Below are 26,239 nucleotides of genomic sequence, written 5' to 3'. Positions count from 1 at the left end.
CTCGTACGACGATGGGGACGCGGGTTCAGCTGATGCCGAGCGGGATGCCCAGCAGGTACCAGGCCACGAAGAACGCGACCCAGACCACCCACACGACGGCGGCGATCGGGATCGTGAAGGAGGCCAGGGTGCCGATGCCGGCGGACTTGCGGTACTGCTGGATGAAACCCAGGGCCATGACGAAGTAGGGGCTCATCGGGGTCACGCAGTTGGTGACCGAGTCGGCGACGCGGTAGACGGCCTGGGTGGTCTCGGGCTCGATGCCGATGAGCATCAGCATGGGGACGAGGACCGGCGCGGCCAGGGCCCACAGCGCCGAGCCGCTGGTGATGACGAGGTTCATGAAGGTGATCAGCACGGCGATGCCGACCAGCACGGTCCAGCCGTGCAGGTGCAGGTCGCGCAGGGCCTCGGCGCCCTTGATCGCGAGGATGTCGCCGATGTTCGTCCACTTGAAGTAGGCGAGGAACTGGGCGATCGCGAAGAACAGGACGAGGATCGGCGCCATGGAGCGGGTGCCGTCGACCATCGCGCCGATGCTGTCGCGGGCGGCGGTGAAGGTGCCGGTCATCCGGCCGTAGACGGTGCCGAGCACGGCGAAGAAGACGCCGAGGACGAGTGCCATGCCGCCGATCAGCGGGGAATTGACGATGCCGCCGCCCTCGCCGCGCAGGGGTGAGGACGAGGGGATCATCGCCGCCGCGAGGAACGCGAGGAAGCCGACGGCGACCAGGCCGGTCGTGCGCAGGGCGCGCCGCTGCCGGTCGGTGACCTCGATCTCCGCCAGCTCGTCGGCGCCCAGCGCGGCGACCGGCTCGTCGGGTTCGAGGTCGGAGCGGCGGGCGAGGACCTTGTCGACGACGAGGGTGATCACCAGCGCGACCAGAACGGACGAGCCGAGGCCGAAGAAGTAGTTGGCGACCGGGGTGACGACGTAGTGCGCGTCGATGGTGTGCGCGGCGGCCGTCGAGATCCCGGACAGCAGGACGTCGGTGGTGGTGAGCGACGGTGAGGCGTCGTACCCGGCGGCGATCGAGACGTAGGCCACGACACAGCCGAGGACCGGGCTGCGGCCGGCCGCGCGGAAGACCAGGGCGCCGAGCGGGATGAGCGTGACGTAGGCCGCGTCGCCGGCGACATGGCTGACCATGGCCGTCATCGACAGGGCGAAGGTGAGGTACTTGCCCGGGACGCGCGCGACCATGCGGCGCAGCAGGGCGGAGAACAGTCCGCTCTTCTCGGCCACGGCGATGCCGAACATCACGGTGAGGATGGTGGCCAGCGGCGGGAAGGCCGCGTAGTTGTCGACGGCTCCCTCGACGGCCATGGTGAGGCCGTCCTTGCTGAGCAGGTTCCGCACCTTGATGGTGTCGTGCGTGCCGGGGTGCAGGGCGCTCAGGCCGGTCGCGGACAGGACGGCGCTGAGGACGGCGACGATTCCCGCGAGGATCCAGAACAGCCAGAAGGGGTTGGGGAGTCTGTTGCCGACCTTCTCGATCGCCGTCAGGCCACGGAACGCGGTGCGCAGGACTCTCGACTGCGGCTCGGTGGACGGGGGCTGAGGTTGAGCGGAGGTGACACTCATCGGTACCTCTTGGCGCGGTGGGGGGATGTTCCTGCGAACAATGGCATTCAGATGAGAGATTCTCTATATCTTGGAAGTAACAGTGGGATTAAACAGCACCTTAGAGTGAGGCCCTATGACCCGTCCTCTCCTCGACGAGCTCGACCGGCGCCTCATCGGCGCGCTGCACCTGGCGCCCCGGGCCACCTGGGACGACATCGGCGAGATCCTGGCCGCCGACGCCAGCACGCTCAAACGCCGTTACGACCGCCTGCACGAGGCACGCATGGTGCGCGTGATCGGGCAGGCCGACTGGGGCGTCCACTCCACGGCGATGCCCGTCCACGTCTTCCTGGACATCACCGGCGAGAGTCCCCTCGCTGTCCTGCACCGGCTCCGCGACCTGCCCCACCTCCAGCTGCTGGCACAGATCTCGGGCGACTACCCGCTCTACGCCGTCGTGCACGCCCCGTCCGAGGCGGCGACCAGCGAGGCCATCGACCGGATGTTCTCCGTGCCCGGCGTGCGGCGCGTCAACGCCCTGCCCGCGCTCAGCACCCTGCGCCGTGGCATCACCTGGGACCCGCAGTTCCTCACCGACACCGAGCGCGCCGACCTGCTGAAGCTCACCGGCTCCCGCCCCGAGGGCACGGCGACCGCGACGCCACCGGCGAAGCCGCTCAGCGAGGCCGAGCGGAGTGTCGTGGCCCAACTGCTCCAGGACGGCCGCGCCTCCGCCGCGAGCATCGCCCGCATCGCCGACCTGGCCACCTCCACCGCGCACCGCATGGTCCGCCGGGTCCTGGACGAGGGCTGGGTCAAGCCGCGCCTGGAGATCGTGTCGGAGTGGCTGGGCTTCCAGACCGCGTTCATCCTCCGGCTGCGGGTGGCGCCGGGCGCGACCCCCGAAGTGATGCGCCGCATCGACCAGTTGCCCCAGACGCGGCTCGCCGCGCACGTCGCCAGCGACATGTCCGTCCTCGCCACCGGCCTGGTCACCGACCGCGCCGCGCTGGCGCTCTTCGTCGACGACGAACTGGCCAGGATCCCCGGCCTGTTGGGCGTCAGCGTCGCCGTGATGCTCGCCGAACCCCGCCGCTACTGGCTGGACCGCGACCTGACCACCGGCCTCGGCGCGTTCCACGCACCGACCCTGCTCTGAGCAGGAGGCGGGCGCCCCGGCACCGAAGTGCCAGGACGCCCGCCCTCAATTCACCGTCCCCGTACGGTCATCCGGTGCCGAAGGCCCCCGTGCTGTAGGCGCACTCCGTGTAGATGTAGCCCGACCTGAGCGTGGCCGTGTCCGAGGCCGGCGTCGCGGTGGAACTGTCGGGACGGTGCACGAAGTACGTCGTCCCCGTCGGCAGACTGATCGTCTTCTGCGGGTAGTTCTTGCCGGAGCTGCACGGCTTGAACCCCCTCAGCAGGGTGGTGGTGAGGGAGTACGACGTGCAGCTCCCGCAGCCCTTCAGCGTGAAGCTGCCGGTCACCGGCCCGGTGTACAGGACGGTGATGTCGTCCGGGCTGTCGTTCTTGACGGTGACGGAGATGCTGCCGCCGGACGCGGTCGTCGGGAGCTTCTTGCCGGCGGCCGGGACCGTCTTCGCCACCTCGGCGGCGATCGCGATCTTCTTGGCCCGGGCCCGGTTCTTGTCGTGCGTGTTGTTCTTCACGAAGTCGTTCATCGTGCTGAGCGCCGAGTCGAAGTCGCCGTCCTTGTACTGGTAGACGCCGCACTGATAGGCACCGGAGGTGGCGTGGTTGCTCGCCTGTTGCGCGTCCGCGCCGAGCGCGTCGGCCGCCGGGCCGCCCTGAAGGCTCCCGATCTGGCTGGAGAGACTCTCCAACCCGCTGACGGCCGTGCAGGGTTGACTGCCCGTCACACCCTTCACCGCCTTGGCGACGGCCGACTTGACGGCGGGCTCGACCTGACCCGCCTGCGACGACTGCGGGAACGTGGCCAGCAGATCGCCGAAGTTCGTCGACCAGTCCGCGCGCTGGGCGGCGAGACCGGTGGCGCCGCACTCGTACAGGGAGGTGGCCAGCCGGTCGTCCGGCCAGGTGGTGAGCGTGCCCAGTTCCTTCTTGCTGATGGTGCCGGGGACGGTCCTCAGATACTTCAACTGGGGTATCGCGTCACAGTAGTTCTTCTGCGCGTAGGCCCCGGCGACCGTCGTGTAGAACGTCTTCAGCCGGTCGGGCACACGCTTGGCCGCCCGTGAACCGGAGTGCGCGGTGCTGAGGTCGTCGTAGGCGACCAGTGCCTGCCGGTAGTGCGGTTCGGCCGCCGAGAACGGCAACCTCCCCGAGTCCGCGACGAGTTGGTCGGCCGTGTCCAGCCGGTCGAGGAGCATCTGCTCGGTCGCCTCGTCGCGGGCGTTGTCGTAGAGGACGACTCCCCCGGCGGGTACGGCGAGCAGGACCAGGCCCAGCACGACCGCGACCGGTGTGGGCGAGGGCCAGGCCAGACGGGTGCGCAGGCCCACCAACGCGCCGTGGACGGCGGCGAGTACGAGGAAGACGACGTACAGGGTGACGGCGGCGCCCGGGACGCCGTCCGGGTCGGCGGGCAGCGCCACCAGCAGCAGCACGATGGTCGCGACCCAGCACACGGCCATGAGCAGCCAGCGGCGCATCAGCGCGTAACCGAGCCCGAGACCACTGAGGTTGAGGAGGCCGACCGCGACGGATCTGAGTCGGTCCGGCGGGGCGGGTGGCGGGGACGACGGCATCGGTGGCACGACGAACCCCTGGACAGACCCGTACTGATCCTCGGACATGATGATCCCCCCGTTCAACAACGCCCCCGTTACCGTGACTTGTCAGTGTACGGTCGGGTTCGGCGTCAGGACAGTGGGGTCCTCGTGGCCCCTCCGCCGCGCAGTACTCGGGACAGTCCCAGCGCCGCCGTCCGTACGGCCGGGGCGAGTTGGGCGGGCCGGAAGCGGGTGCGCGGCACCGCGACCGAGAGGGCGGCGACCGCGGTGTCGCCGGCGAACACCGGGGCCGCGATACAGCTCACCTCCAGCGCGGCTTCCTGCTCCTCGTAGGAGAGGCCGGACACCTGGATCTTCTCCAGGGTCATGCGCAGCCGGGCCGGGTCGGTGATCGAGTGCGGGGTGAGGCTCGGCAGCGGGCGGGACAGTACCTCATCGGTCAACTCGGCGCCGGAGAAGGCGAGTAGGGCCTTTCCGACGGCCGTGCAGGTCAGGGGCAGGCTGCCGCCGATGCGGGAGGGCAGCCGCAGTGCCTCGTGGCCGTGGATGCGTTCGAGGTAGACCACCTCCATGCCCTCGCGGACGCCGAGGTGGATGGTCTCGCGGGTGGCCTCGAAGAGGTCTTGGAGGAAGGGCAGCGCCGTCTCGCGCAGATCACGCCGGTGCGGCACCAGCGAGCCCAGCTCGAAGAGCTTCGCGCCGAGCAGATAGCGCGGGCCCGAGCGCTCCAGCCAGCCCAGCCGGACGAGGTCGGCGGCCAGCCGGTGGACGGTGGGCTTGGGCAGTCCCGTGTGCTCGGAAAGTTCCGACAGGCGGTACGGTCCGCCGCTCGGGCTGAAGCAGTCGAGGATGAGCGCGGCTTTCTCCAGCATGCTGCCGCTCGCGTTGTTCCGTGTCACGGAACAAACATTGTCCCTTCGCGGGGATGCTGTCTATACCGGGATGTGTACCACCCGCACCGCTCGCCCTGACCAGCACCGCTCCCCCGGAGGTAATCCGTGCCCATCGTGCCCGACGGCGCCCGTCCGGACCCCGTGTCCCCGGCCGTGGTCAAGGCCGCCGACCTGCTGGCGGAGGCCACCCGTACCGGGGTCGCCTGCCCGCCGGTGCGTGACCTGCTCGACGGCGGCGGCCTGGAGACCGCCTACGCCGTGCAGCAGCTGAACGTCCGGCGCGGTGTGGACGCCGGCCGCCGGATCGTCGGCCGCAAGATCGGCCTGACCTCCCCCGCCGTCCAGCGCCAACTCGGCGTGGACCAGCCGGACTTCGGCGCGCTGTTCGCGGACATGGCGGTGCCGGACGGCGGCGAGGTGCCCCTGGGCCGGCTGCTCCAGCCGAAGGTGGAGGCCGAGGTCGCGCTGGTCCTCGGCCGGGATCTGCCGGAGCGCGCGTGCACGATCGTCGACGTGCTGCGCGCGGTGGACTTCGCGCTGCCCGCGCTGGAGATCGTCGACAGCCGGGTGCGGAACTGGGAGATCTCCCTCGTCGACACCGTCGCCGACAACGCGTCCTGCGGACTGTACGTGCTGGGCGCCACGCCCGTACCGCTGACCGCCATCGACCTGCGCACGGTCACGATGGCCATGACCCGGGGCGGCGAGACCGTCTCCGAGGGCACCGGCGCCGACTGCCTCGGCAGCCCCCTCACCGCCGCCGTCTGGCTCGCCTCGGCCCTCGCCGAGCGAGGCGACCCGCTGCGCGCGGGCGACCTCGTGCTGACCGGCGCCCTCGGGCCGATGACCCCGGCCGCGCCGGGCGACGCCTTCGAGGCCCACATCTCTGACCTGGGCTCGGTACGGGTCCGCTTCGCGACCGACGCCACGGAAGGGGACGCCAAGTGACCACGAAGGTCGCCATCATCGGCTCCGGCAACATAGGCACCGACCTCCTGATCAAGGTCCTGCGCCTCTCGGAGACCCTGGAGATCGCCGCCCTCGCCGGCATCGACCCCGACTCCGACGGCCTGGCCCGCGCCCGCCGCCTCAAGGTCGCAACGACCCACGAGGGTGTCGAAGGACTGGTCGGACTGGACGAGTTCGCCGACGTCGACATCGTCTTCGACGCCACCTCGGCCGGCGCCCACCGCCACCACGAGGAGATGCTACGGCCCCTGGGCCGCACCCTCGTCGACCTCACCCCGGCCGCGCTGGGCCCGTACGTCGTCCCACCGGTCAACGGCGACGACCACCTCGACGCCCCGAACGTCAACATGGTCACCTGTGGCGGCCAGGCCACGATCCCGATCGTCGCCGCGGTGGGCGCGGTCTCCCCGGTCCACTACGGCGAGATCGTCGCGTCCATCGCCTCGCGCTCGGCGGGCCCGGGCACCCGCGCGAACATCGACGAGTTCACCGAGACCACGTCCTCCGCCGTAGAGAAGGTCGGCGGCGCGGCGCGCGGCAAGGCGATCATCGTCCTCAACCCGGCCGAACCCCCGCTGATCATGCGGGACACCGTGCACTGCCTGGTCTCCGACTGCGCGACCGAGGCGGTCACCGCGTCCGTCGAGGAGATGGTCGGCCGCGTCCAGGCGTACGTGCCCGGCTACCGGCTCAAGCAGAAGGTGCAGTACGACAAGGTGGCCGCCGACGACCCGCTGCGCAGCCTCGCGCCGGGCGCGGGCGAGCTGCTGAAGGTGTCGGTGTTCCTGGAGGTCGAGGGCGCCGCCCACTACCTCCCCGCCTACGCCGGGAACCTCGACATCATGACCTCGGCCGCGCTGCGCACCGCGGAACGCATGGCCGGCCGCGCCGGCAAGGAGGCAGCCAAGTGACCCCGTCCCTCTACGTCCAGGACGTCACACTCCGGGACGGCATGCACGCCGTACGCCACCGCTACACCGTCGGCCAGGCCCGCGCGATCGCCGCAGCCCTGGACGCTGCCGGAGTGGCGGCCATCGAGATCGCCCACGGCGACGGACTGTCGGGCTCCAGCATCAACTACGGCGTCGGCGCCCACACCGACTGGGAGTGGATCGAGGCCGTCACCGGCGCCGTACAACAGGCCGTCCCCACAACGCTGTTGCTGCCCGGCATCGGAACGGTCCACGACCTCAAGCAGGCCCACGCGCTGGGCATCCGCTCGGTGCGGGTCGCCACGCACTGCACCGAGGCCGACATCTCCGCCCAACACATCAACGCGGCGCGGGAGTTGGGCATGGACGTCGCCGGGTTCCTGATGATGTCCCACATGGCCGAGCCCGCCGAACTCGCCCGCCAGGCCAAGCTGATGGAGTCCTACGGCGCGCACTGCGTCTATGTCACCGACTCCGGGGGCCGGTTGACGATGGACGGGGTCCGCGACCGCTTCCGCGCGTACCGCGAAGTCCTCGCCCCGGAGACCGAGTTGGGCATCCACGCGCACCACAACCTCGCGCTCGGCGTGGCCAACACGGTCGTCGCGGTGGAGGGCGGGGCCGTACGTGTCGACGCCTCCCTCGCGGGCCAGGGCGCGGGTGCGGGCAACTGTCCGCTGGAGGCGTTCGTCGCGGTCGCCGACCTGATGGGCTGGAAGCACGGCTGCGACCTGTTCCCCCTCATGGACGCGGCCGACGATCTCGTACGGCCGCTGCAGGACCGCGAGGTACGGGTGGACCGCGAGACGCTCAGCCTCGGCTACGCGGGCGTGTACTCCAGCTTCCTGCGCCACGCCGAGACCGCGGCCGCCCGCTACGGCCTCGACACGCGCAGCATCCTGGTCGAGGCTGGGCGGCGGGCGATGGTCGGCGGCCAGGAGGACATGATCACCGACATAGCGCTGGACCTCGTGGCGCGGGCCGAAAGCTGATCCGCGTCAGGGGCTGATGTCCATGCGCTGCGTGCCGATGACCGACAGCAGCCGCAGGGCGCTCTCGGACGGTGAGCCGGGGACGGTCGTGTAGATCACGACCCGCTGGTCCCGGTCGCTGATGTCGAGCACGTCGCAGTTGACGGTGACCGGGCCGACCATCGGGTGCTGGAAGGTCTTGCGGAAGGTGGGCGCGGCGGCCACGTCGTGGGAGTTCCACAGTTCACCGAACTCCTTGCTCCCGGCGAGGTGTTCGGCCACCAGCTCGGTCAGTTCCGGGTCGTTGGGGTAGCGGGCGGCGGTGGCCCGCAGGTCGTGGGCGGCCCGGCGGGCGAACTCGTCGGCGTCCGACACTCCGTACAGCCGTCGCCCCTCCGGACGCGGCCCGAGGAAGACCCGGCGCACCAGATTGCGGTCGCGCCGGGGAAGCGCCGAGAAGTCCTCCATGAGGGCGGCCGCGAGATCGTTCCAGGCGATCACCTCGTACGTCGCGGACAATACGAACGCCGCGGCCTGCGGCAGCCGGTGCACCAGGTCGAGGATGCTCTGCCGCACCTCGCGCGAGGGTCCGGGCGGCGGGCCCGGCGGCACGCCCGCCAGGTGGTGGAGGTGGTCGCGCTCGGCGTCCGTCAGCCGCAGGGCGCGGGCCAGTCCGGCCAGCACCTCGCGCGACGGATGCGGGCCTCGGGCCTGTTCCAGCCGGGTGTAGTACTCGGTCGAGATGAACGCCAGCTGCGCGGCCTCCTCGCGGCGCAGCCCCGGGGTACGGCGGCGCGGTCCCGCGGGCAGCCCCACCTCGGCGGGGGTGATCCGCTCACGCCTGCTGCGCAGGAAGTCACCAAGTTCTCGTCGATCCACTCCTCCAGTGTGTACGCACGCCGACGGGTCCAGCCAGGTACTGCCGGTGCCTGGATCAGCCCAGCGGACCGGCGCAGGCTCGCTGCCATGACCAACACACCCACTTCCCCCTCCCTCGGCCTGCTCTCCGGCAAGGTCGCCTTCGTCACCGGCGCCGGGCGCGGCATCGGTGCGGCGGCGGCACGGCTGTTCGCCCGAGAAGGCGCTCAGGTACTCCTCGCGGCCCGGACGGAGGCTCAGCTGAAGGCAGTCACCGAGGACATCCGCGCGGCCGGCGGAACCGCGGACTACGTAGTGTGCGACCTGGCCGACGCGACCAGCGTGCGCGCGGCCGTGGCCCGGACCGTGGACCTGTACGGCCGCCTCGACGTGGCCTTCAACAACGGCGCGACGATCCAACGCCCGGGCCCGATGGACGAGTTGCCGGAGAGCGACTTCGACCACGTCTACGACGTCAACCTCAAGGGCGTCTGGCTGGCGATGGTCGCCCAGGTCGCCGCGATCCGGGCCACCGCCAAAACCGGCGCCATCGTCAACAACTCCTCCGTCGGCAGCCTGATGGGCAACCCCGAACTGCCCGCCTACGGCGCGATGAAGCGCGCGGTCAACAGCCTCACCGAGTCGGCCGCCGTCACCTACGGCCCGGAGGGCATCCGGGTCAACGCCATCGCCCCCGGCAACACCCTCACCGAGATGATCCAGGCCTGGGAGGCGGAGTCCCCCGGGCTCCAGGAACGGCTCACGTCACACACCCCGCTGCGCCGCGCCGCCGACCCGGACGAGATCGCCCAGGCCGCGGCCTGGCTGCTCAGCGACCGCGCGTCCTTCGTGACCGGCACGGTCCTGCGGGTCGACGGCGGCGCGCGGGCCTGAGAGTCCGCCTCCGCTAGACAGCAGGCTCCCGGCGGTTGTGGCGGCGGATGATCAGCCACGTTATCCAGCCGACGCCGATGATGAACCCGAAGCTGATGATCCGGTAGAGCACGACCGTGGCGATCGCCGTGCTGGTCGCAACGCCGCCCGTGACGAGCCCGAGGATCAGCGCGCTGTCGATGAGGCCGAGGCCGCCCGGGATGATCGTGAGGGTCCCGGCGGCCATGCCCGCGCAGAAGGCGAGCAGGAGTTGGGCGCTGCTGATCTGCGTGTCGCTGATGGCGTGGAAGCAGAGCCACAGACAGCCCGCGTCCAGCAGCCAGTTGAGTACGGCGAAGACGGCGGCGGCGACCGCGTGCCAGGGTTCGAGCCGGGCCGTACGGAGCTGCTCGACGAAACCGCGGATGCGGTCCAGGCCCTGGGTCTCCGGAAGGTGCCGCAGCCGGTTGACCCGGGCCAGCGCGGCGCGGGTGGCCGGCTCGACCTTCTCGGGGTGGCGGGTGATGCGCCGGATACCGACGGTGAGCAGCAGCACGGCCAGGCCGAGGGTGACGAGGCTGTGCCACTGCAGGCTGCCGTCGGAGGCGATCGCGGAGATCGCGGTGACGACGGCCAGGGCCGCCGCGGAGAGCAGGCCGGACAGCGCGATGCACCAGGAGGCGACGGCCGGGGTGGCTCCGAAGCGGCGCATCTGCTGGTAGTTGAAGTGGGTCGAGAAGGCCGGACCGCCAGGCAGGGTGACGCTCAGCGAATGGGCGGCGTAGGCGAGGGCGACGTGCTTTTGGATCGGCACGATCACCCCGGCCGAGCGCAGCAGCCGGCGTTGCATGCGCGCGTAGCAGCCCATCGCGGCCACTTCGGCGACGAGCGCGACGGCGAACCAGTTCAGCCGGGGTGCGCGCAGCTGTGACAGAGCGGAGGCCAACGACGGCCAGCCCAGCACCAGTTCGGTGGTGAACAGGGCGAGCAGGACCGTGATCACCACCGGGCGCAGCCAGCGTCGGGTGCGATGCGGGGCCGCGTCGGCCGGTTCGGTGGCGGTGGTGTCCGGAGCGTGCACAGGCAGGACCGTCGATTTCGTGAAGTGAGCTTCAGCCGTCGGCGATGCCGGCACCGCTCAATGCGGGGACGGCGTCCTCCGAGCGAACGAGGGAGCGGGCGCCGAGGCGGAACTGCGCCAGTTTATCCACGATGGTCCGGCCGACCGGCGTGTGCCCCCAGATGCTGATGCCCTGATGGGTGCCGGGCTCCCAGGTCGCCTCGTCCACGACGACGGGATTCCAGCCGACCTCCCACTCGAAACCCGAGGGGGTGCGGGCGTAGTACGACAGCTCCCTGTCGTTGGTGTGCTGCCCGACGGACAACGCCATGTCGAAGCCGAGTTCGCACACGCGCTGATAGCTCCGCGCCAGGTCGTCGAGCCCGGCCGCCTGGATGTTGAGGTGCTGGACCCGGGTGCGGACGGGGTCGATGGGCAGCCCGCGCACGGCGGCGATCGCGACGGAGTGGTGCCGCTCGTTGACCCGCAGGAAGCGGATCCTGAGCTTGACGCCGCTGATGGTCTCCTCGATGCAGTCCGTCAGCCGGGCGTCGAAGACCGTGTTGAAGTACCCCCGCACCTGGGTGGGCTTGGTGGACGTGATCGCGACATGACCCATTCCGGAGTCACCGGTCACGAACCCGGAGGCCAGCATGCGCAACGGCTCGGCGGACCGCACCGGAGTGGTGTAGATCTCCTGCACGATGCCCTTGGGCCCGGGAAACCGCACGAACCGCTCGACTCCGCGCAACGCCGCCTCCTCGGCGCTCCCCGCGACGACCGGGACGCCGTGGGCCCGCACCCGGGCCTCGATCCGCTCGAAAGCGTCATGGTCGTCGACATGCCACCCGGTCGCTACGACGTCCTCGGCCGGCCCGCGCCGCACCAGGAACCGGCACTCCTGCTCGTCGAGACGGAACCGCATCAGCCCGGTGTCGAGGTCGTCATGGTGCATCCCGATGGCGTCGGTACCGAAGCGGCGCCAGTCGGCGAAGCGCTGGGTCTCGATCACGATGTGGCCGAGGTGGACCGAGCCGAAGACGGAGGCGGAGTCGGGTGCGCCGGATGGGCTCATCGCCGGCCCGCCAGGAAGTCGGCGCACACCCGGTTGAACAGCTCGGCACGCTCCCACTGCACCCAGTGCCCGGTGTTGGCCACCTGATAGAGGTCGCAGTCGGGCATCCTGTCGGCCAACAGGGCGCCCCCGGAAGGCCTGTTGACCTTGTCCGCCGCACCCCACAGCACCAGCGTCGGCACAGGCAGCCGCGACAGCCGCCGATCCCGGGTGAAGTCCATCTTCCAGAGCGTGCGCAGGGCATCCCGCCCGGACGGCCGCCGCAACGGCGGGGCGGCGACCACCTCGGGATCGATGCTGGCCGCGTAGCGCGCGTCGATGAGGGCGTCCGGCACCTCGGCCGCGTTGAAGACGAGGTAGGTGCGGATGAACCTCTCCAGCTTCAGCCGCGAAGGCCCGTCCCCGGAGTAGTAGTCGAGCAGGCTGTTGAGCCCGGGGGTGGGCAGGGCACGGGTGGTGCCGATACCGCCGGGCCCCATCAGCACCATGCGGTCGACCCGCTCCGGGGTGTCCAGGGCCAGCCGGAGCGCGCAGGCACCGCCATAGGAGTTGCCGACCAAATGGGCCTTGTCCAGACCGAGTTGGTCCATCACCCCACGAATGCCGTCGGCCAGGTACCCGAACGGGTCGGCGCGGTCGATGCCCTTGGTGCTGCGACCGTAGCCGGGCAGGTCGGGCACGATGATCCGGTACTCCTTGGCCAACTCCTCAATGTTGCGGGAGTAGTTGGAGACACCGGAGGCGCCGGGTCCGCCGCCGTGCAGCAGCAGTACGGACGGCCCCTCCCCCAGCTCCGAGACGAAGATCTTCTTGCCGGCGATATCGAGCAGTGACTCCTGCGTCGAGGGAAGGGGAGGCGATGCGGTGCGCTTGGTCATGCTGGATTCCTCACTGCGTGGTCGAGGCGGTCGTGCACCGCACCGGGGTGAATCCTGCTGGTGGCGGCGGGAGTTGGGCCCCGGTGCGGGCGGCGGCGTAGACGTACGCGTCCGGGCGCAGGGCGAGCGTGGCCGCCCGGTGCCTGGTCAGCCACGGCAGCAGCACGCCGTCGCTGTCGACGAGGGTGCCCTCGGCGGGACGGGATCCGGCGGGCGTGACGGTCAGCGAGGGAACGCCCGGGCGAACCCAGGCGGGTTGGGGCGTGGGCGCTCCGGCGTGCAGGAGCAGCCAGCGGCCGCCGAGTACGTCGTCCAGGCGGACGCGCTCCCCGTCCGGTCCGGTCACCCAGGGCTGCGGAAGCTGATGCCCCGATGCCTTGGTGCGCGGGCGGGCCTGGAGTCCGTCGGCGTAGTGGGCGACGGGTATCCAGTTGGAGTCCTGAAGCCACTTGCCGAAGCCCCGTATCCGGTTGAGCGGGCGCAGGACCGCGTCGCGCAACCGGGCTGCCGCGGGCCGCCGTTCGGTGATGATCCGGCCGACGAAGACCGCCCGCCGGGTCACCTCCTTGACGTGCGGCTTGCGTTCGGCCTCGTAGGAGTCGAGGGCCGTGTCGGGCAGTTCGCCGCGCAGTACGGCGGCCAGTTTCCAGCAAAGGTTGGCCGCGTCGCGTACGCCTGCGGCCATGCCCTGGCCGATCCATGGGGGCATCGCGTGGGCGGCGTCACCGGCGAGGAAGACGCGGCCCACGCGGAAGCGGGCGGCGAAGCGCACATGGTGGCTGTAGACGGTGGCCCGCAGGACCTTGACGTTGTCCCGGCCGATCCCGTAGCGGGACACCAGGTCGTACACCGCGTCGTCGGTGGTCAGCCGGCGTTCGTCGTCGCCCGGGAGGATCGGGAACTCCCAGCGGTGATGGCCCAGCGGTGTCGGGCAGTCCACGGCGGGCCGGGCCGGATCGCAGCGGAAGCGCAGCCGGTCGTGGTCCGGCCACGGCTTGAGCATCTCGGTGTCGATGACGACCCAGCGGTCCTCGTACGTCCGTCCCTCGTAGCCCACGTTGAGCTGCGCGCGGGTGAGGCTGGAACCGCCGTCGGCGGCGATGACGTAGGAGGCGCGCAGGCGTCGTACGGAGTCGTCGGCGGTGGCGAGCACCGTCAACTCCACACTGTCCGTCCCCTGTTGGACCCGCAGGCACTCGTGGCGGAGCAGGATATCCACGTTCGGGTAGCGGTCGACGCCGTCGCGCAGGACGCGTTCCAGGGCGGGCTGGTAGATGAACATCTGCGGTGGGTGGCCGTGGCCGCGCGGGGTCGGGTGCGCGGTGAGGAAGGGACGGCCGCGGGCGTCCACGAAGTCGACGGGGCGTTCGGGGAGCATGTCGAGCTTGAGCCGTTCCGCCAGGCCGACGCGCTGCCAGATACGGACGACCTCCTCGTCGGTGGAGATGGCCCGGGCCCGGGTGAAGATCTCGGCGTCGCGCTCCAGCACGACGACCCGCAGGCCCAGCGCACCCAGGAGGTTCGCGGCGGTGACTCCCGTGGGGCCGTAGCCGATCACCGCCACGTCGTAGACGCCGTCCCCGGCGCGGGCTCGAACTCCGTTCATCGGGCGGCCATTTCGTCGCCTCTGCCGTACCGGTTCTTGAAGAGTTCCTTCGCGCTCCCGGAGTTGATCGCGTCGAGCCGGCCGGGCTCGTAGCCGTCGTAGCCGTCGAGGAGGGAGTCGAGGAGAGTGCCGCTCTCCTCGGGGGCGAAGGGGAAGTCGCTGCCGTAGAGGATGTGTCCGGGTGCGGCGAAGGCCAGCAAGGAGGGCAGGGCGGCAGGGGTGGAGGACAGCGCGGTGTCGAAGTAGAAGCGCTGGAGGTCGGTGAGGATGCCGAGGGGGGTGGTGCCGGGGTTGAACTGGGCGCCGGCGGTGAACCGCCAGGCGGCGTACGGCAGGAAGCCGCCCGCGTGGGAGAGGATCACCTTCATCCGGGTGTGCCGGCTCATCACGCCGTTGAGCGTCATGTGCACCGCGGTGCGGGTGGTGTCGAAGGGGAAGTCCAGCAGGGGACTGGGCATGCCCTCGAGCATGGGTATCGGCGGTGCGGTGGGGTGGACGAAGACCACGGCGGCACGGGCGTCCAACTCGGCCCAGAGCGGCTCGAATTCCTTGTCGCCGAGGTAGCGGCCGTGGACGTTGGACATCAACACCACGCCGTCCGCGCGCAGTTCGTCCAGTGCGTACGCCGTCTCGGCGAGCGCGCCGTCCACGTCGGGCAGGGGCACGCTGGCGAAGAAACCGAAGCGGTCGGGGTGGTCCTTGGCCAGTTCCGCGCTGTATTCGTTGACGGTTCGGGTGATCGCGCGGGACTCCGTGTCGTCGCCGAAGTGGGTGCCCGGTGAGCTGATCGAGAGGATGCCGGTGGCTATGGACCGGCGGTCCATCATCGCGAGCGCGCTCTCCGCGTCCCACGCCGGCGTGGGCCAGCCGCCGGCCGTCAGATCGTGACGGTCCATCAACTTCCGGTAGGCGGGCGGGAGAAGGTGCTGGTGGACGTCGATGCGGAACGGGGTGGACATGTTCTCTCGCTTCCTCGTCTTCGGGCGGGCCTGCCGACGGGCGGTGAGCGTCGAGGCGTTCAGACGGAGTCGGCGTGTTCCTGCTCGCGACCGGTCTCCGTCGCCGTCTCCGTCTCCTTCGACTCGGGCGCGTTGGTGGCTCGGCGGCCCGGCAGTACCGCGAGGACGATCAGCGTGCCGGCGGCCATGATGATCCCGCCGACGAGGCTGGTCTGGGCGACACCGTGGGCGAAGGCCTCGTGCACGGCGTCGACCAGGGCCTGTGCCTGCTGCGGTCCGGCGGAGGGCGTCTTCGCGATCTGCTGGGCGACCGCCAGGCCGCCGCCGACCGAGTCCTTGGCGGTGTCCAGCGCGGCGGCGGGGAGGTGGCCGCCGACCAGGTCGGTCAGCTTGTCCTTGTAGGTGGTGCCCAGCAGCGAGCCGAGGATGGCGATACCGAGGGAGCCGCCCAGTTCCAGCGCGGTGTCGTTGGCGCCGCCGCCGACCCCGAGCTCGTTCTCCGGGAAGGAGCCCATGATCGTGTCCGTGGCCGGGGAGACGCTCAGCCCGATCGCGAAGCCGAGCAGCATCATCGTGGGCAGGAAGTCGCCGTAGGTGGAGGCCTTGTCGACCTGGGTGAGCAGGAGGACGCCGACGGTGCCGAGCACCATGCCGGTCACGACCATCGGCTTCATGCCCAGCTTGGGAGTCAGCCGCCCGGTGACCACGGCGCCGAGGAACACGGCACCGGCCAGCGGCAGCAGTCGTACGCCCGTCTCCAACGCGTCGTAGCCGAGGACGAATTGGAGGAACTGCGTGGCGTAGTAGATCGCGCCGAACGTGCCGAAGAAGAAGAACAGCACCGCCGTCATCGAGCCGCTGAAGGACCGCTGTGCGAACTTCCGGACGTCGAGCATGGGGTGCGGGTGGCGCAACTCCCAGGCCACGAAGGCGGGCAGACCGACGGCGGCGACGACGGCCGCGGTGATCGGACCCGCGCCCCAGCCGAAGTGCGGGCCCTCGATGATCGCGTAGACCAGGCTGCCGACCGAGACGATCGAGAGCAGACCGCCCACATAGTCGATGCGGCCCATCCCCTCCGCCTTGGACGGCGGGACGAGGACGAGGGCGCCGACGACCGCGGCGAGGGCGATGGGCACGTTGATCAGGAACGTCGAACCCCAGGCGTGGTCCTCCAGCAGCCAGCCCGCGACCAGCGGGCCGACGGCGATGGCCAGGCCCGAGGTGGCGGTCCAGGCCGTGATGGCCCGCGCCCGCTCGCGCTTCGGGAAGATCGCGACCAGCAGGGAGAGCGTGGCCGGCATGACCACCGCCGCGCCCACACCCATGACCGCGCGGGCCGCGATGACCAGCCCGGTCTCGTGGACCAGGCTGCCCATCACCGATCCCCCGGCGAAGATCACCAGGCCGGTGAGGAGCGCGCCACGACGGCTGTACTTGTCGCCGATCGCGCCCAGCACGAGCATCAGCGCGGCGTACGGGACGGTGTAGCCGTCGATGACCCACTGCAGATCACTGCTGCTCAGGCCCAGGTCCGTGGTCATGTCGGGGGCGGCCACGATCAGCGAGGTGTTCGCCATGACGACGATCAGCAGGCTCAGACAGAGCACGATCAGGGCGGGCCGGCGCCGTGTGTACGGCCCGGTCATCTTGTCGACGGGGGTGGTGACGAAGAGCGGCATCGCGGACTCCAGGACGGCATTAATTGCTCACTGATGTGCAGGCTATTTTATTGCTCAGCGATGTGCAACTATGCCGAGACGAACCAGCCCCGCCAGGAGGTGCCAAAGTGACCGGCCGCAGCAGCGCCAAGGCGCGCGCCACCCGCGCCCGCATCCTGGAAGCGGCCCGGCGGGAACTGGGCCGCGACCCCGACAGCAGCCTCGGGGACATCGCGGAGGCGGCCGGCGTCGCGCGGCGCACCCTCTACGAGCACTTCGCCGGTCGGGCCGCGCTCGTCCAGGGCCTGGCGGCGGACGCCGGGGAGGCGGTACGGCGTGCGAGTGCCGTCGCCCGGGCGCCGACGCCGGACGCCGTGACCGCCCTGGCCCGCGTCGTCCTCACGCTCTGGCCGGTCGGCGACCGCTACCGCATGCTCATCGCCCTCGCCCACCGCGACCTCGGCCCAGACCGGGTCGGCGCGCTGCTCGGCCCGGCCCGTGACGCGGTCACCGGGATCCTCGCCCGCGGTCAGCGGCAGGGCGTCTTCCACGCCACCGTCCCGCCGGGCCCGCTCGGCAGAGCCCTTGAGGCACATGTGCTGGCGCTGCTGGACAGCGTCAACTCCGGCCTCTGGACCGACGACGGCACAGCCGCCACCACCTCGGCCCTGATCGCCATGGGCGTCGGACCCGACCTCGCGGCCACCACGATTCACCGCCTGCGACCGTCCCCTTGAATCCCGTCACATCCCGCGCCGAAGGAGACCCATGCACCCGTACGACTACGCCGACACCACGTTCGCCGCGTACGAGCCCGGTGACGCACGCCCGCCCCGGAGGAACGGCCGACCGGTCGTCATCGCCGTCGGCGCGCTGCTGGCACTGGTCCTCGTCCCCGTTGCCGTCGACCGCTTCGCGACGGCGCGGGTGGAGTCCCGTACGGCCGAGGCGTTCCAGGAGGGCATGCACACCCCCTCAGCGCCGGAGGTCCACGTGCGGGGCTTCCCCGTGCTGACGCAGCTGGCCGCAGGCACCCTGCGGCACGTGGACATCACCGCGCACGACATACCGGCGAGCGACAGCGCCGGCCCGCTGCCGGTGAGCGAACTCTCCCTGCGCCTCTCGGAGTTGAGGAAGTCCGACGACGACACGGAGGCGCTGGCCCGCTCGGCGGAGGCGACCGCCCTGTTGTCCTACGCGGACGTGTCCGACGCCCTGGGGCTGGAGATCTCCCGGGGCACCCGTCCCGACCAGGTCCGCGCGAGCATCCTGCTGCCCACCGGCGACGACATCACCGTGGCGACGACCGTCTCGGTGCTGTCCGGCAACCGCATCGTCTTCAAGGACTTCCAGGTCACGGGCGGTCTGCTCCCCGAGGTGGGGCGCGTCGCGCTCAGCAGGGTCTTCGAGCGGCCCATCCAGCTGCGCAACATCCCTCAGGGCCTGCACCTGCGGTCCGTCACCACGACGGAGAGCGGGCTGACCGCCCGGCTGTCGGGCGAGTCGGTCACCTTCAGGTCCGACGGCGGCTCCCGTACCGATTCAGTGGCGGGCGACCCGTCGTACGGGAACGCCTGAAGTTCAGCCGTCCGCGACGGCGCCGTCCCCCGGCGCGAGTTCGTCCACCACGGCCCGCGCCTGCTTCTCCGGCACACCGGCCGCGATGAGCGAGGCGACCGCCACATGGGTCCCGTCGTCCTCCAGCTCCCCGGAGTTGACCTCTTCGAGCAGCGCGATCGCCATGGCTTCGAGTCCGGCGCTCAGCACGACGGCCGGCAGCTGGGTGTGGAAGACGCCGTCGCGCTGGCCGCGGTCCAGGATGGCGGTGGCCGCGCCGCGGGCCGGTGACAGGATCTCGGTGACGCGCTCGACGCCCAGGTCGCGCCGGGCCAGCGCCAGAAGGAGCCGGTAGCGGTCGCCCACGGTCCACATCGACAGCACGAAGCGCGCGTACGACCGCTCGGCCGGTTCCGCCCCCGCACCGGACGGCGCCGGTTCGGTGGGCAGCGCCGCCCGCAGGGCCTCCGACGCCTCCTCGGCCAGCGCCTCCAGCAGTGCCTCCCGGCCGGGGAAATGACCGAACAGCGTGCGCCGTACGACGCCGGAGGCGCGCGCGAGTTCTTCCAGGGTGATGTCGGGGTTCCGGCCGAGTTCCCGGCGGGCCGTGGCCAGGATGCGCTCCCGGTTGGAGCGCGCGTTGCTTCGCTGGGGGACTCGGGCCGGGGGCTTGGTCACGGACAACCTCGGTGAAGTGCGGGAGCTACGGAGCGGGGCGAGCGGTGCGTCCAGTCTGGCACGCACCCTCGGCCCCTTGGCGGCCCGGCACCACAGGCACCCGCCTCCAGCTGCCCTTTCCGCCCGCTGTCCGTCGATCAGGAGTAGGCGCGAAGATAGCGGTCGAGCCGGGACCGGGCTCTGTCCACGCTCAGCCCGAGCGCCTTCCCGAGCGCCTCGCCCGGCACATCGTCGGCCTGCGCCCCGTACGCCGCCTCCTTGCCGACCCGGGCGGCCAGGCGCTCCAGGATGGCCACCGCCTTCAGCGCGGCGACCGGCGCCGCGCCCGAGAGCGCGTCGAGGCGTTCCTCCAACTGCTCGATCAGCTCGGAGAGTTCCTCCGGCAACGGGACCGTCCGGCGCTCGACCGCGTGGATGTGTTCCCACCACTCGTCGTACGCGCCGGAGGTGTCCAGGTCGTCGAGGTCGTGGTCCTCGACCTGGTCCCAGTCGATGGGATGGCCGTCCCCGCGCCAGCCGCACGCGCAGGAGGCCCGCCAGCCGGCCGCCTTGGGCCGGCCCAGCCAGCCGTTGTAGGCCCACCACTCACACGTCTCGAACATGGAACTGCCGCTGCCCACATCGATATACACGGACTTCGGCTCACTGCCGTCGGCGAGGACCGCCCCCACGATGCCCTCGTGGGACTCCCCGAACTCCTCACTCCGCCACGCCACAACTCCCCCTTCCGGCAACCCCGCGACGGCCGGGCGGACACCTGAGGTGCCGGCCCGGCCACAGTACGAGAGTGCCGCAGAACGGACATCCGGGGAGGGTGAAATCACCCAACAGCCCGGGTTGTTGGGCTGGATCGCCCGTCAGGCGACCGCAGGGTCGAGCAGCCCCGCGCGCAGGCGGCGGAGCATCCGGCTGATGAGCCGGGACACGTGCATCTGGGAGACGCCGAGTTCCTCGCCGATCTCGGCCTGGGTGCGCTCCTCGACGTAGCGCATGTGGATGATCTTCCGCTCGCGCTCGTCGAGTTCGGCGATGAGGGGGGCCAGGGAGCTGAGGTCGTCGACCAGTTCGAGACCCGGGTCCTCCGAGCCGATGACATCGGCCAGCACGGTCTCACCCTCGGCGCCCGCGTCGGAGCTGAGCGCGGCGTCGAGCGAGGAGGAGGTGTAGCCGTTGGACGCCTTGCGGGCCTCGATGACCTCTTCCTCGGTCAGGCACATCAGCTCGGACAGCTCACGCGTGGTCGGCGTACGGCCGAGGCGGGACCGCAGTTCCTCGGTCGCCTTGGCCAGCTCGACGCGGGCCTCCTGCAGTCGGCGCGGCACGTGGACGGCCCAACTGGTGTCGCGGAAGAAGCGCTTGATCTCGCCGACGATGTAGGGGACGGCGAACGAGGTGAACTCCACCTGGCGGGTGAGCTCGAACCGGTCGATCGCCTTGATGAGTCCGATCGTGCCGACCTGGACGATGTCCTCCATCTCGTTGTTGCTGCGGCTGCGGAAGCGCGCGGCCGCGTAGCGCACGAGGGAGAGGTTCATCTCGATCAGGGTGTTGCGCACGTACTGGTGCTCGTGGGTGCCCTCCTCCAGCGAGGCCAGCCGGTCGAAGAACTGGCGCGACAGCTCACGCGCGTCCTTCGGGCTCACCTTCGACGGCTCCGCGATCAGCGGAAGAGCCTCCCCGATCACCGGGAGTGCCTCTCCGGCCGTCGTCCGCCGTCCCGCCGTGGCCGGTGCCTCCGCTGCCGTCACGGCTGCCATAACGCCCACCCCATTCGTCCGAAGAAACTGTCGACAAGAGCCCCCTGCCCCGGTTCTCGCGGCTCATTCCCCCTCATCCGGCCAAATCCGGGGCGCGCGCCTCGTTTTCCGCGACCGAAGTGCCCCCGGCCTACGCGTTCTTGGCGCCGACGCCCGCGTAGACCCAGTACTCGGAGGGGTTTTCGGGGATCTCGTCCGCCGGGTCCGGGCGCCACAGGGGGACATAGGTCAGGCCGGGCGTGACGAGGTCGAAGCCGTCGAACAGGCCGAGGATCTCGTCGTAGGAGCGGGCGGTGACGGGTGAAGTCGCCCTGGAGCTGTACAACTTGCCCACGGCGGCGGCCGTGTCCGGGCGGTCCTCGTTCGTCGCGTGGCTCATCGCCAGCCAGCTGCCGTCGGGCAGTTCGTCACGGAAGGCGGCGACGATGCCGGCCGGGTCCTCCGCGGGTGTGACGAAGTGCAGGATCGTGATCATCAGGACGGCGACAGGCTGCTCGAAGTCGATCAACTTCCGTACCTGCGGGGAGGACAGGACGTCGGCCGGCCTGCGGATGTCGCCGTCGACGATGTCCGCGTCCGGGTTGTCGGCGAGGAGAGAGGTGCTGTGGGCGACGGCCACCGGGTCGTTGTCCACGTAGACCACGCGGGCTCCGGGGCTCGCGGCCTGTGCGACCTCGTGGACGTTGCCCTGGGTGGGGATGCCCGAGCCGAGGTCGATGAACTGCCGTACGCCGGAGGCGACGAGGAAGCGCACGGCCCGGCCGAGGAAGTCGCGGTTGGCGCGGGCCAGGGTGCGCACCTGGGGGTCGATCGCGGTGAAGGCCGCCAGCGCCTCGCGGTCTATGGCGAAATTGTGTTCACCGCCCAGCATCGCGTCGTACATTCGGGCGACACTCGCCTTGCGAGGATCGATCCCCTGCGGCAGACCTGCGCTGTCCTGCACCACAACTCCCTTTCGCCCCAGGTTCCTTGACGCGTCATCATATAGTTGCCGAGGACAACACGGCAGACCGCTTGCCCCCACGCCACGCGGCCGGTCCCCACCCGGAAAGGCACGACCCTGCGGAACCAACCGCGCAGTCACCACGGTGACGCACCCGCTGCCGGGCCCCCACGCCGCAGGCAGGCCTTCGCCCCGCCGCGGACGTGATCGGCTCGGAGCTCGACCTGCGGCTGACCGGCAGCCATGTCGTGCACGCGCTGACGCCCGGGTTCTGCGACGCGGCGTCGGTGTACCTGCTGGAACGGTGGGTGTTGGAGGAGAACGCGTATCCCGCCGTGGATCCGCCGCAGATAGAGGCGCGCCGGCTGGCGGTGCGGGTGGGCACGGAGGCGCCCGAGAGCTGGGACGGGGTGCTGCCGGTCGGCGAGGTGGTCGTCTTCCCGCGCGAGACCCCGTACGCACGCGCCCTCGCCAGCGGCCACTCGCAGGTCCTCGACGGAGTGGACAAGCACACCTCCGAGCGGCTGCTGGCCTCCGCGGGCGGCGACGCGCGGCGCATAGACGACCTGCTGGAGACGGCGTCCTTCCTCGTCGTCCCGCTCCAACTGCGGGGCGCCACCGTCGGGTTCGTCGCGTGCACGCGCGGCCCGGACCGGGACCCGTTCCTGCCCGGCGAGGCCGTGGCCGTCGAGTCACTGGCGGCGCGGGCGAGCGTCGCCCTGGACAACGCGCGCCGCTACGAACGCGAGCGCCGCACCGCGCTGGCCATCCGCAACAGCCTGCTCCCCGACCCGGCCCAGGCGTTCCACGGCTGCCGCATCGCGCACGGCTATCTCCCGGCCGGCCAGGGCAACCTCATCGGCGGTGACTGGTTCGACGTGCTGCCCCGCCCCGGCGGCCGGGTCGGCCTGGTCGTCGGCGACGCGATGGGCCACGGCCCCGAGTCCGCAGTGGCGATGATCCAGTTGCGTACGGCCGTGCGCACGCTGGCCCGGCTCGACATGGAACCGGCCGAACTCATGCGCAGGCTGGACGAGTTGGCCTACGACACCCCGGGCGCGTCCTTCGCGACCTGTATCTACGCCGAGTGGGACGCCCGGGCGCACTCCTGCACGCTGGTCGGCGCGGGCCACCCGCCGCCGCTGCTGCGCGGCCCGCACGGACCGGCGATACCGGTCACGCTGGCCAGCGCGGGGCTGCCGCTGGGGCTCGGCACGGGCAACTACGAGGCCACGGTGCTGACCATCGACGAACCGGCCCTCCTGCTGTTGTACAGCGACGGGTTGGTCGAGTCGCGGCACGCCGACATCGACCAGGAGATCGCCGGTCTCGCCCAAGCCCTGGACACGGCCGCCGCCGAGCCCACGCCGGACGGCGGACCGGAGACGTTCCCCTCGCTGTGCGAACGGCTGCTGCGCGCCCCGTCCGCGACGCCCGGGGCGGACGACCGCACCCTGCTGCTGGCCGAGTTGACGCCCGCGACCACCTGAACAGGCCGCGGGCGTCCTCGCCCCCTCCGCGTGTCCGGCGTCAGTAGCCGGTGGACAGTGTGGCCCACACGGCCTTTCCGCCGGTGAGCGCCGACCGGTCGACCCCCCAAGTGTCCGCGATGGCCTGCACGATGAACAGTCCGCGCCCGCTCTCGTCGTCGACGCACGGCTCGCGGCGGGAGAGATCACTGCCCGTGTAGTCGTGGTCGTGGACCTCGACGCGCAGACTACGGTCGGTGACGAGACCGACACCGCACAGGAGTCTCGCGCTGGGTGTGTGGCACACCCCGTTGGTGGCCAGCTCCGAGATGAGCAGGACCGCGTCGTCGCGCACGCCCTCGGGCAGCCGCCACTTGGCGAGTTGCGCGCCCATGGCGTGCCGGGCGGTCCGGACGCCGGAGCGGTGCGCGGGAAGTTCCAGCCAGTGCGCCAGGTCCGGGCTGACGACGTCTAAGAGCTGCGGGGAGGGAGTCGTGTGGGGGGACACGGTGGTTCGCCTTCCATCGGGGGCGGGCGCAGGCGGGAGACGCACGGCATCAGCAACAGGCCTGCCGTGGATGGGGTGTTCCAGCCTGAGGCCGAGGTCGCTCACACAAGTAACTATGCCCATAGCTCAGTTCAAGCTGCAACCGACTCCCTGATAATTTCAGAACGTCGGTTTCTGTCTGGCGACATCACCAAGTCGCTGTCAGACTAATGCCGGTGACAGTCCCTCAGGAGGTTGGGCGTGAGCGAAGGTCGGTCGAGCACCGGCGCGGGTGCACCCACGGTTCTGCGCATGATCCTCGGTCGGCGGCTGCAGGAGCGGCGACAGGACGCGGGCGTGTCCCTGGAGAACGCCGCCAAGGCCCTGCGGGTGACCTCCCTGACGATCCGCCGTCTGGAGAAGGCCGAGGTCGGCCTCAAACCGCTCTATGTCGAGAAGCTCCTGGAGACCTACGGCGCCGACCGCCAGGAGATCGAGGAGTTCGTCGCGCTCGCGGACCGCGCCAACGAGCCCGGCTGGTGGCACGCCTACCGCGATGTGCTGCCGGGCTGGTTCACCGCCTATGTGAGCCTGGAGACCGGCGCCAAGACCCTCCGTACCTATGAGCCGCACTACGTCACGGGACTCCTGCAGACGTACGACTACGCGCGAGGCGTGCTGAGCGGCGGCTTCCCGAACGACAACGACGAAGACCTTGAACGGCGGGTGCAGTTACGTCTGCGCCGCCAGAGTCTGCTGGAGAGGCCGGACTCGCCCACGCTGTGGGCGGTGCTGGAAGAAGCCGTGCTCCACCGGGTGGTGGGCACTCCCGCGGTCATGCGGGACCAGATAGACCGGCTCCTCGAGGTCTCGGAACTGGACCACGTCAGTGTCGACATCGTCCCGTTCTCGGCGGGTGCCCACGTCGGGGCGTGCGCACCCTTCACCTATTTCCGGTTCCAGGAACCGGAGCTGCCCGACGTCGTCTACAGCGAGATCCTCTCCGCCTCCATGTATCTGGACCAACGGTCCGATGTCGTGGCCCATCTGGAGGCGCACAACAGGATGTCGCTGCTGACCTCGTCCGCGGACAGCAAGGCGCTCTTGAACCGCATGCGCAAGGAGTACTCATGACCACCACGGACGACAAGGTCTACAACGGGATGCCCGCGTCGAACCTCGGCGAGCAGGGCTGGGAATGCCCCTGGAGCGGTCCCAACGGAGGTCAGTGCGTGGAGACCAAGCAACTGGCCGACGGGCGCGTCGCGTTGCGCCAGTCGACCGATCCCGCCGGACCCGCTCTGATCTACACGCCCCAGGAGATGGCCGCGTTCGTCGACGGGGTCAAGCGGGGCCTGGCCGACCATCTGATGGCAGGCTGAACCAGACCACGGGCGTGGGGAATTGGAGCCGGCCCGGCTGCGACCTGCCCGAGACGCCGACGTACACCACTTGAGAGGGAGAGCATGACCAACGCCCACGCCGCGCGGGACATCGACACCAGCAGGCCGCACTCCGCCCGCATGTACGACTACTACCTGGGCGGCAAGGACCACTTCGAGGTCGACAGGCAGGCGGCCGAATCCGTCTCGAAGATCTTCACCGGCGTCTTCGTCGCCGGCCGGGAGAACCGCGGGTTCATGCACCGGGCCACCCGCGTGCTCGCCCGGGAGCACGGCATCCGCCAGTGGCTCGACATCGGCACGGGCATCCCCACCGAGCCGAACCTGCACCAGGTCGCCCAGTCCGTGGTGCCCGAGGCCCGGGTGGTCTACGCCGACAACGACCCGCTGGTCCTGAAGTACGCCGAGCGCCTGATGCGCAGCACCCAGCAGGGGCGCACCGCGTACGTCCAGGCGGACGTGAACGACCCCGACACGCTCCTCAACTCGCCCGAAGTGGCCGAGATACTCGACTTCGGCCAGCCGGTCGCGCTGTCGCTGAACGCGCTGCTGCACTTCGTCACCGACGAGCAGGACCCGTACGGGATCGTGGACCGGCTGCTGTCGGTCCTGCCCTCGGGCAGCGCGCTGGCCATCAGCCACGTCACCGCGGACTTCGACCCCGAGCCCTGGGCGAAGGTCACGGCGATCTACGAGGAGGGCGGGACACCGGTGCAGGTCCGTACGCGGGACGAGGTCGCGCGTTTCTTCACCGGGCTCGACCTGCTCGACCCGGGCATCGCTGTGGCGTACCGCTGGCGCCCCGACCCGCTGACCGAGGAGTGGTCCGAGGACCAGGCGCCCACGGACGCCAAGGTCAGCCTGTGGACCGGGGTGGCCATCAAGCCGTAGGCCCGCTGCGGGGCGCGGGCGACGTTACGTGCGGGAAA

General features: G+C 70.7%; 26 protein-coding genes. 11 read left to right on the top strand and 15 right to left on the bottom strand.

The annotated features are described in order from the left end of the window. Positions 1–25: 25 nt before the first annotated feature. Positions 26–1,585 carry an AbgT family transporter gene (locus tag R2B38_RS42075; RefSeq protein ID WP_318021067.1) on the bottom strand — a complete coding sequence of 520 codons (1,560 nt, stop codon included), beginning with the start codon at positions 1,583–1,585 and terminating at the stop codon, positions 26–28. A gap of 115 nt (positions 1,586–1,700) precedes the next feature. On the opposite strand from R2B38_RS42075, the gene R2B38_RS42070 reads away from it, so the two are divergent. After that, on the top strand, positions 1,701–2,726 hold the full coding sequence (locus R2B38_RS42070; RefSeq protein WP_318021066.1) for an Lrp/AsnC family transcriptional regulator: 1,026 nt from the start codon (positions 1,701–1,703) through the stop codon (positions 2,724–2,726). A gap of 67 nt (positions 2,727–2,793) precedes the next feature. Here R2B38_RS42070 and R2B38_RS42065 read toward each other — a convergent pair whose 3' ends face one another. Together R2B38_RS42065 and R2B38_RS42060 are read right to left on the bottom strand one after the other, a co-directional pair. Then, positions 2,794–4,344 (bottom strand): hypothetical protein, encoded by a 1,551-nt coding sequence (locus R2B38_RS42065; protein WP_318021065.1) that lies wholly within the window; start codon positions 4,342–4,344, stop codon positions 2,794–2,796. Between the two features lie 65 nt (positions 4,345–4,409). Further along, on the bottom strand, positions 4,410–5,153 hold the full coding sequence (locus R2B38_RS42060) for an IclR family transcriptional regulator (RefSeq protein ID WP_318021926.1): 744 nt from the start codon (positions 5,151–5,153) through the stop codon (positions 4,410–4,412). 126 nt (positions 5,154–5,279) lie between these two features. Between R2B38_RS42060 and mhpD the strand changes: the two genes are divergently transcribed. The 3 genes from mhpD to dmpG are packed head-to-tail and all read left to right on the top strand — an operon-like array spanning position 5,280 to position 8,067. After that, positions 5,280–6,122 carry a 2-keto-4-pentenoate hydratase gene (mhpD, locus tag R2B38_RS42055; protein ID WP_318021064.1) on the top strand — a complete coding sequence of 281 codons (843 nt, stop codon included), beginning with the start codon at positions 5,280–5,282 and terminating at the stop codon, positions 6,120–6,122. Beyond that, the gene (locus R2B38_RS42050) at positions 6,119–7,054 is read left to right on the top strand and encodes an acetaldehyde dehydrogenase (acetylating) (RefSeq protein ID WP_318021063.1); all 936 of its coding nucleotides are present in this window, start codon (positions 6,119–6,121) and stop codon (positions 7,052–7,054) included. Before mhpD ends, R2B38_RS42050 begins: the two co-directional genes overlap by 4 nt. Continuing rightward, complete coding sequence (dmpG, locus tag R2B38_RS42045) at positions 7,051–8,067, top strand: 4-hydroxy-2-oxovalerate aldolase (protein ID WP_318021061.1); 1,017 nt, start codon at positions 7,051–7,053, stop codon at positions 8,065–8,067. Before R2B38_RS42050 ends, dmpG begins: the two co-directional genes overlap by 4 nt. Positions 8,068–8,073: 6 nt before the next feature. Here dmpG and R2B38_RS42040 read toward each other — a convergent pair whose 3' ends face one another. After that, positions 8,074–8,925 (bottom strand): helix-turn-helix transcriptional regulator, encoded by an 852-nt coding sequence (locus R2B38_RS42040; RefSeq protein WP_318021060.1) that lies wholly within the window; start codon positions 8,923–8,925, stop codon positions 8,074–8,076. A gap of 87 nt (positions 8,926–9,012) precedes the next feature. On the opposite strand from R2B38_RS42040, the gene R2B38_RS42035 reads away from it, so the two are divergent. Then, positions 9,013–9,798, top strand: coding sequence for a glucose 1-dehydrogenase (locus R2B38_RS42035; protein ID WP_318021059.1), 786 nt, complete (start codon positions 9,013–9,015; stop codon positions 9,796–9,798). 13 nt (positions 9,799–9,811) lie between these two features. Here R2B38_RS42035 and R2B38_RS42030 read toward each other — a convergent pair whose 3' ends face one another. From R2B38_RS42030 to R2B38_RS42005, 6 genes are read right to left on the bottom strand one after another with little or no spacing between them, the layout of a single operon-like run. Beyond that, a complete protein-coding gene (locus tag R2B38_RS42030; protein ID WP_318021058.1) occupies positions 9,812–10,858 on the bottom strand; it encodes a YbhN family protein in 1,047 nt (348 codons plus the stop codon). 31 nt (positions 10,859–10,889) lie between these two features. Continuing rightward, a complete protein-coding gene (locus R2B38_RS42025; protein ID WP_318021057.1) occupies positions 10,890–11,912 on the bottom strand; it encodes a VOC family protein in 1,023 nt (340 codons plus the stop codon). Beyond that, positions 11,909–12,790, bottom strand: coding sequence for an alpha/beta fold hydrolase (locus R2B38_RS42020; protein WP_318021056.1), 882 nt, complete (start codon positions 12,788–12,790; stop codon positions 11,909–11,911). Before R2B38_RS42020 ends, R2B38_RS42025 begins: the two co-directional genes overlap by 4 nt. Before the next feature lie 10 nt (positions 12,791–12,800). Continuing rightward, positions 12,801–14,396: a bifunctional 3-(3-hydroxy-phenyl)propionate/3-hydroxycinnamic acid hydroxylase gene (locus R2B38_RS42015; RefSeq protein ID WP_318021055.1), complete on the bottom strand. Its 1,596-nt coding sequence runs from the start codon at positions 14,394–14,396 to the stop codon at positions 12,801–12,803. After that, positions 14,393–15,355 carry an amidohydrolase family protein gene (locus R2B38_RS42010; protein ID WP_318021054.1) on the bottom strand — a complete coding sequence of 321 codons (963 nt, stop codon included), beginning with the start codon at positions 15,353–15,355 and terminating at the stop codon, positions 14,393–14,395. Before R2B38_RS42010 ends, R2B38_RS42015 begins: the two co-directional genes overlap by 4 nt. 59 nt (positions 15,356–15,414) lie before the next feature. Further along, positions 15,415–17,037, bottom strand: a complete 1,623-nt coding sequence (locus R2B38_RS42005; protein WP_318021053.1) for an MFS transporter — start codon at positions 17,035–17,037, stop codon at positions 15,415–15,417. A gap of 107 nt (positions 17,038–17,144) precedes the next feature. On the opposite strand from R2B38_RS42005, the gene R2B38_RS42000 reads away from it, so the two are divergent. Both R2B38_RS42000 and R2B38_RS41995 read left to right on the top strand, forming a co-directional pair. After that, complete coding sequence (locus R2B38_RS42000; RefSeq protein ID WP_318021052.1) at positions 17,145–17,753, top strand: TetR/AcrR family transcriptional regulator; 609 nt, start codon at positions 17,145–17,147, stop codon at positions 17,751–17,753. A gap of 31 nt (positions 17,754–17,784) precedes the next feature. Further along, entirely contained in the window at positions 17,785–18,594 is an 810-nt protein-coding gene (locus R2B38_RS41995; protein WP_318021051.1) for a DUF2993 domain-containing protein, read from the top strand. A 3-nt stretch (positions 18,595–18,597) separates the two neighbouring features. On the opposite strand, the gene R2B38_RS41990 is transcribed toward R2B38_RS41995, so the two are convergent. From R2B38_RS41990 to R2B38_RS41975, 4 genes are all read right to left on the bottom strand, one after another. Beyond that, positions 18,598–19,251 carry a TetR family transcriptional regulator gene (locus R2B38_RS41990; RefSeq protein WP_318021050.1) on the bottom strand — a complete coding sequence of 218 codons (654 nt, stop codon included), beginning with the start codon at positions 19,249–19,251 and terminating at the stop codon, positions 18,598–18,600. 137 nt (positions 19,252–19,388) lie between these two features. Beyond that, positions 19,389–19,967: a hypothetical protein gene (locus tag R2B38_RS41985; RefSeq protein WP_318021049.1), complete on the bottom strand. Its 579-nt coding sequence runs from the start codon at positions 19,965–19,967 to the stop codon at positions 19,389–19,391. A 141-nt stretch (positions 19,968–20,108) separates the two neighbouring features. Then, positions 20,109–21,008: a SigB/SigF/SigG family RNA polymerase sigma factor gene (locus R2B38_RS41980; protein WP_318021048.1), complete on the bottom strand. Its 900-nt coding sequence runs from the start codon at positions 21,006–21,008 to the stop codon at positions 20,109–20,111. A gap of 130 nt (positions 21,009–21,138) precedes the next feature. After that, positions 21,139–21,951 (bottom strand): SAM-dependent methyltransferase, encoded by an 813-nt coding sequence (locus R2B38_RS41975; protein WP_318021047.1) that lies wholly within the window; start codon positions 21,949–21,951, stop codon positions 21,139–21,141. A 203-nt stretch (positions 21,952–22,154) separates the two neighbouring features. Here R2B38_RS41975 and R2B38_RS41970 point away from each other — a divergent pair, with 203 nt between their 5' ends. Beyond that, positions 22,155–23,441: a PP2C family protein-serine/threonine phosphatase gene (locus tag R2B38_RS41970; RefSeq protein ID WP_318021046.1), complete on the top strand. Its 1,287-nt coding sequence runs from the start codon at positions 22,155–22,157 to the stop codon at positions 23,439–23,441. Positions 23,442–23,481: 40 nt separating this feature from the next. On the opposite strand, the gene R2B38_RS41965 is transcribed toward R2B38_RS41970, so the two are convergent. Then, entirely contained in the window at positions 23,482–23,928 is a 447-nt protein-coding gene (locus tag R2B38_RS41965) for an ATP-binding protein (RefSeq protein ID WP_318021045.1), read from the bottom strand. Between the two features lie 240 nt (positions 23,929–24,168). On the opposite strand from R2B38_RS41965, the gene R2B38_RS41960 reads away from it, so the two are divergent. The 3 genes from R2B38_RS41960 to R2B38_RS41950 all read left to right on the top strand — a co-directional run bounded on the left by R2B38_RS41960 (position 24,169) and on the right by R2B38_RS41950 (position 26,201). Next, a complete protein-coding gene (locus R2B38_RS41960; RefSeq protein ID WP_318021044.1) occupies positions 24,169–25,041 on the top strand; it encodes a helix-turn-helix transcriptional regulator in 873 nt (290 codons plus the stop codon). Beyond that, complete coding sequence (locus R2B38_RS41955; protein ID WP_033279707.1) at positions 25,038–25,289, top strand: DUF397 domain-containing protein; 252 nt, start codon at positions 25,038–25,040, stop codon at positions 25,287–25,289. Before R2B38_RS41960 ends, R2B38_RS41955 begins: the two co-directional genes overlap by 4 nt. 84 nt (positions 25,290–25,373) lie before the next feature. Next, positions 25,374–26,201: an SAM-dependent methyltransferase gene (locus R2B38_RS41950; RefSeq protein ID WP_033279706.1), complete on the top strand. Its 828-nt coding sequence runs from the start codon at positions 25,374–25,376 to the stop codon at positions 26,199–26,201. Positions 26,202–26,239 lie beyond the last annotated feature (38 nt).

Source organism: Streptomyces sp. N50, assembly GCF_033335955.1.
GTDB lineage: Bacteria > Actinomycetota > Actinomycetes > Streptomycetales > Streptomycetaceae > Streptomyces.
Note: the sequence above shows the minus strand (reverse complement) of the source record. Positions and strands in the feature narration are given on the sequence as shown.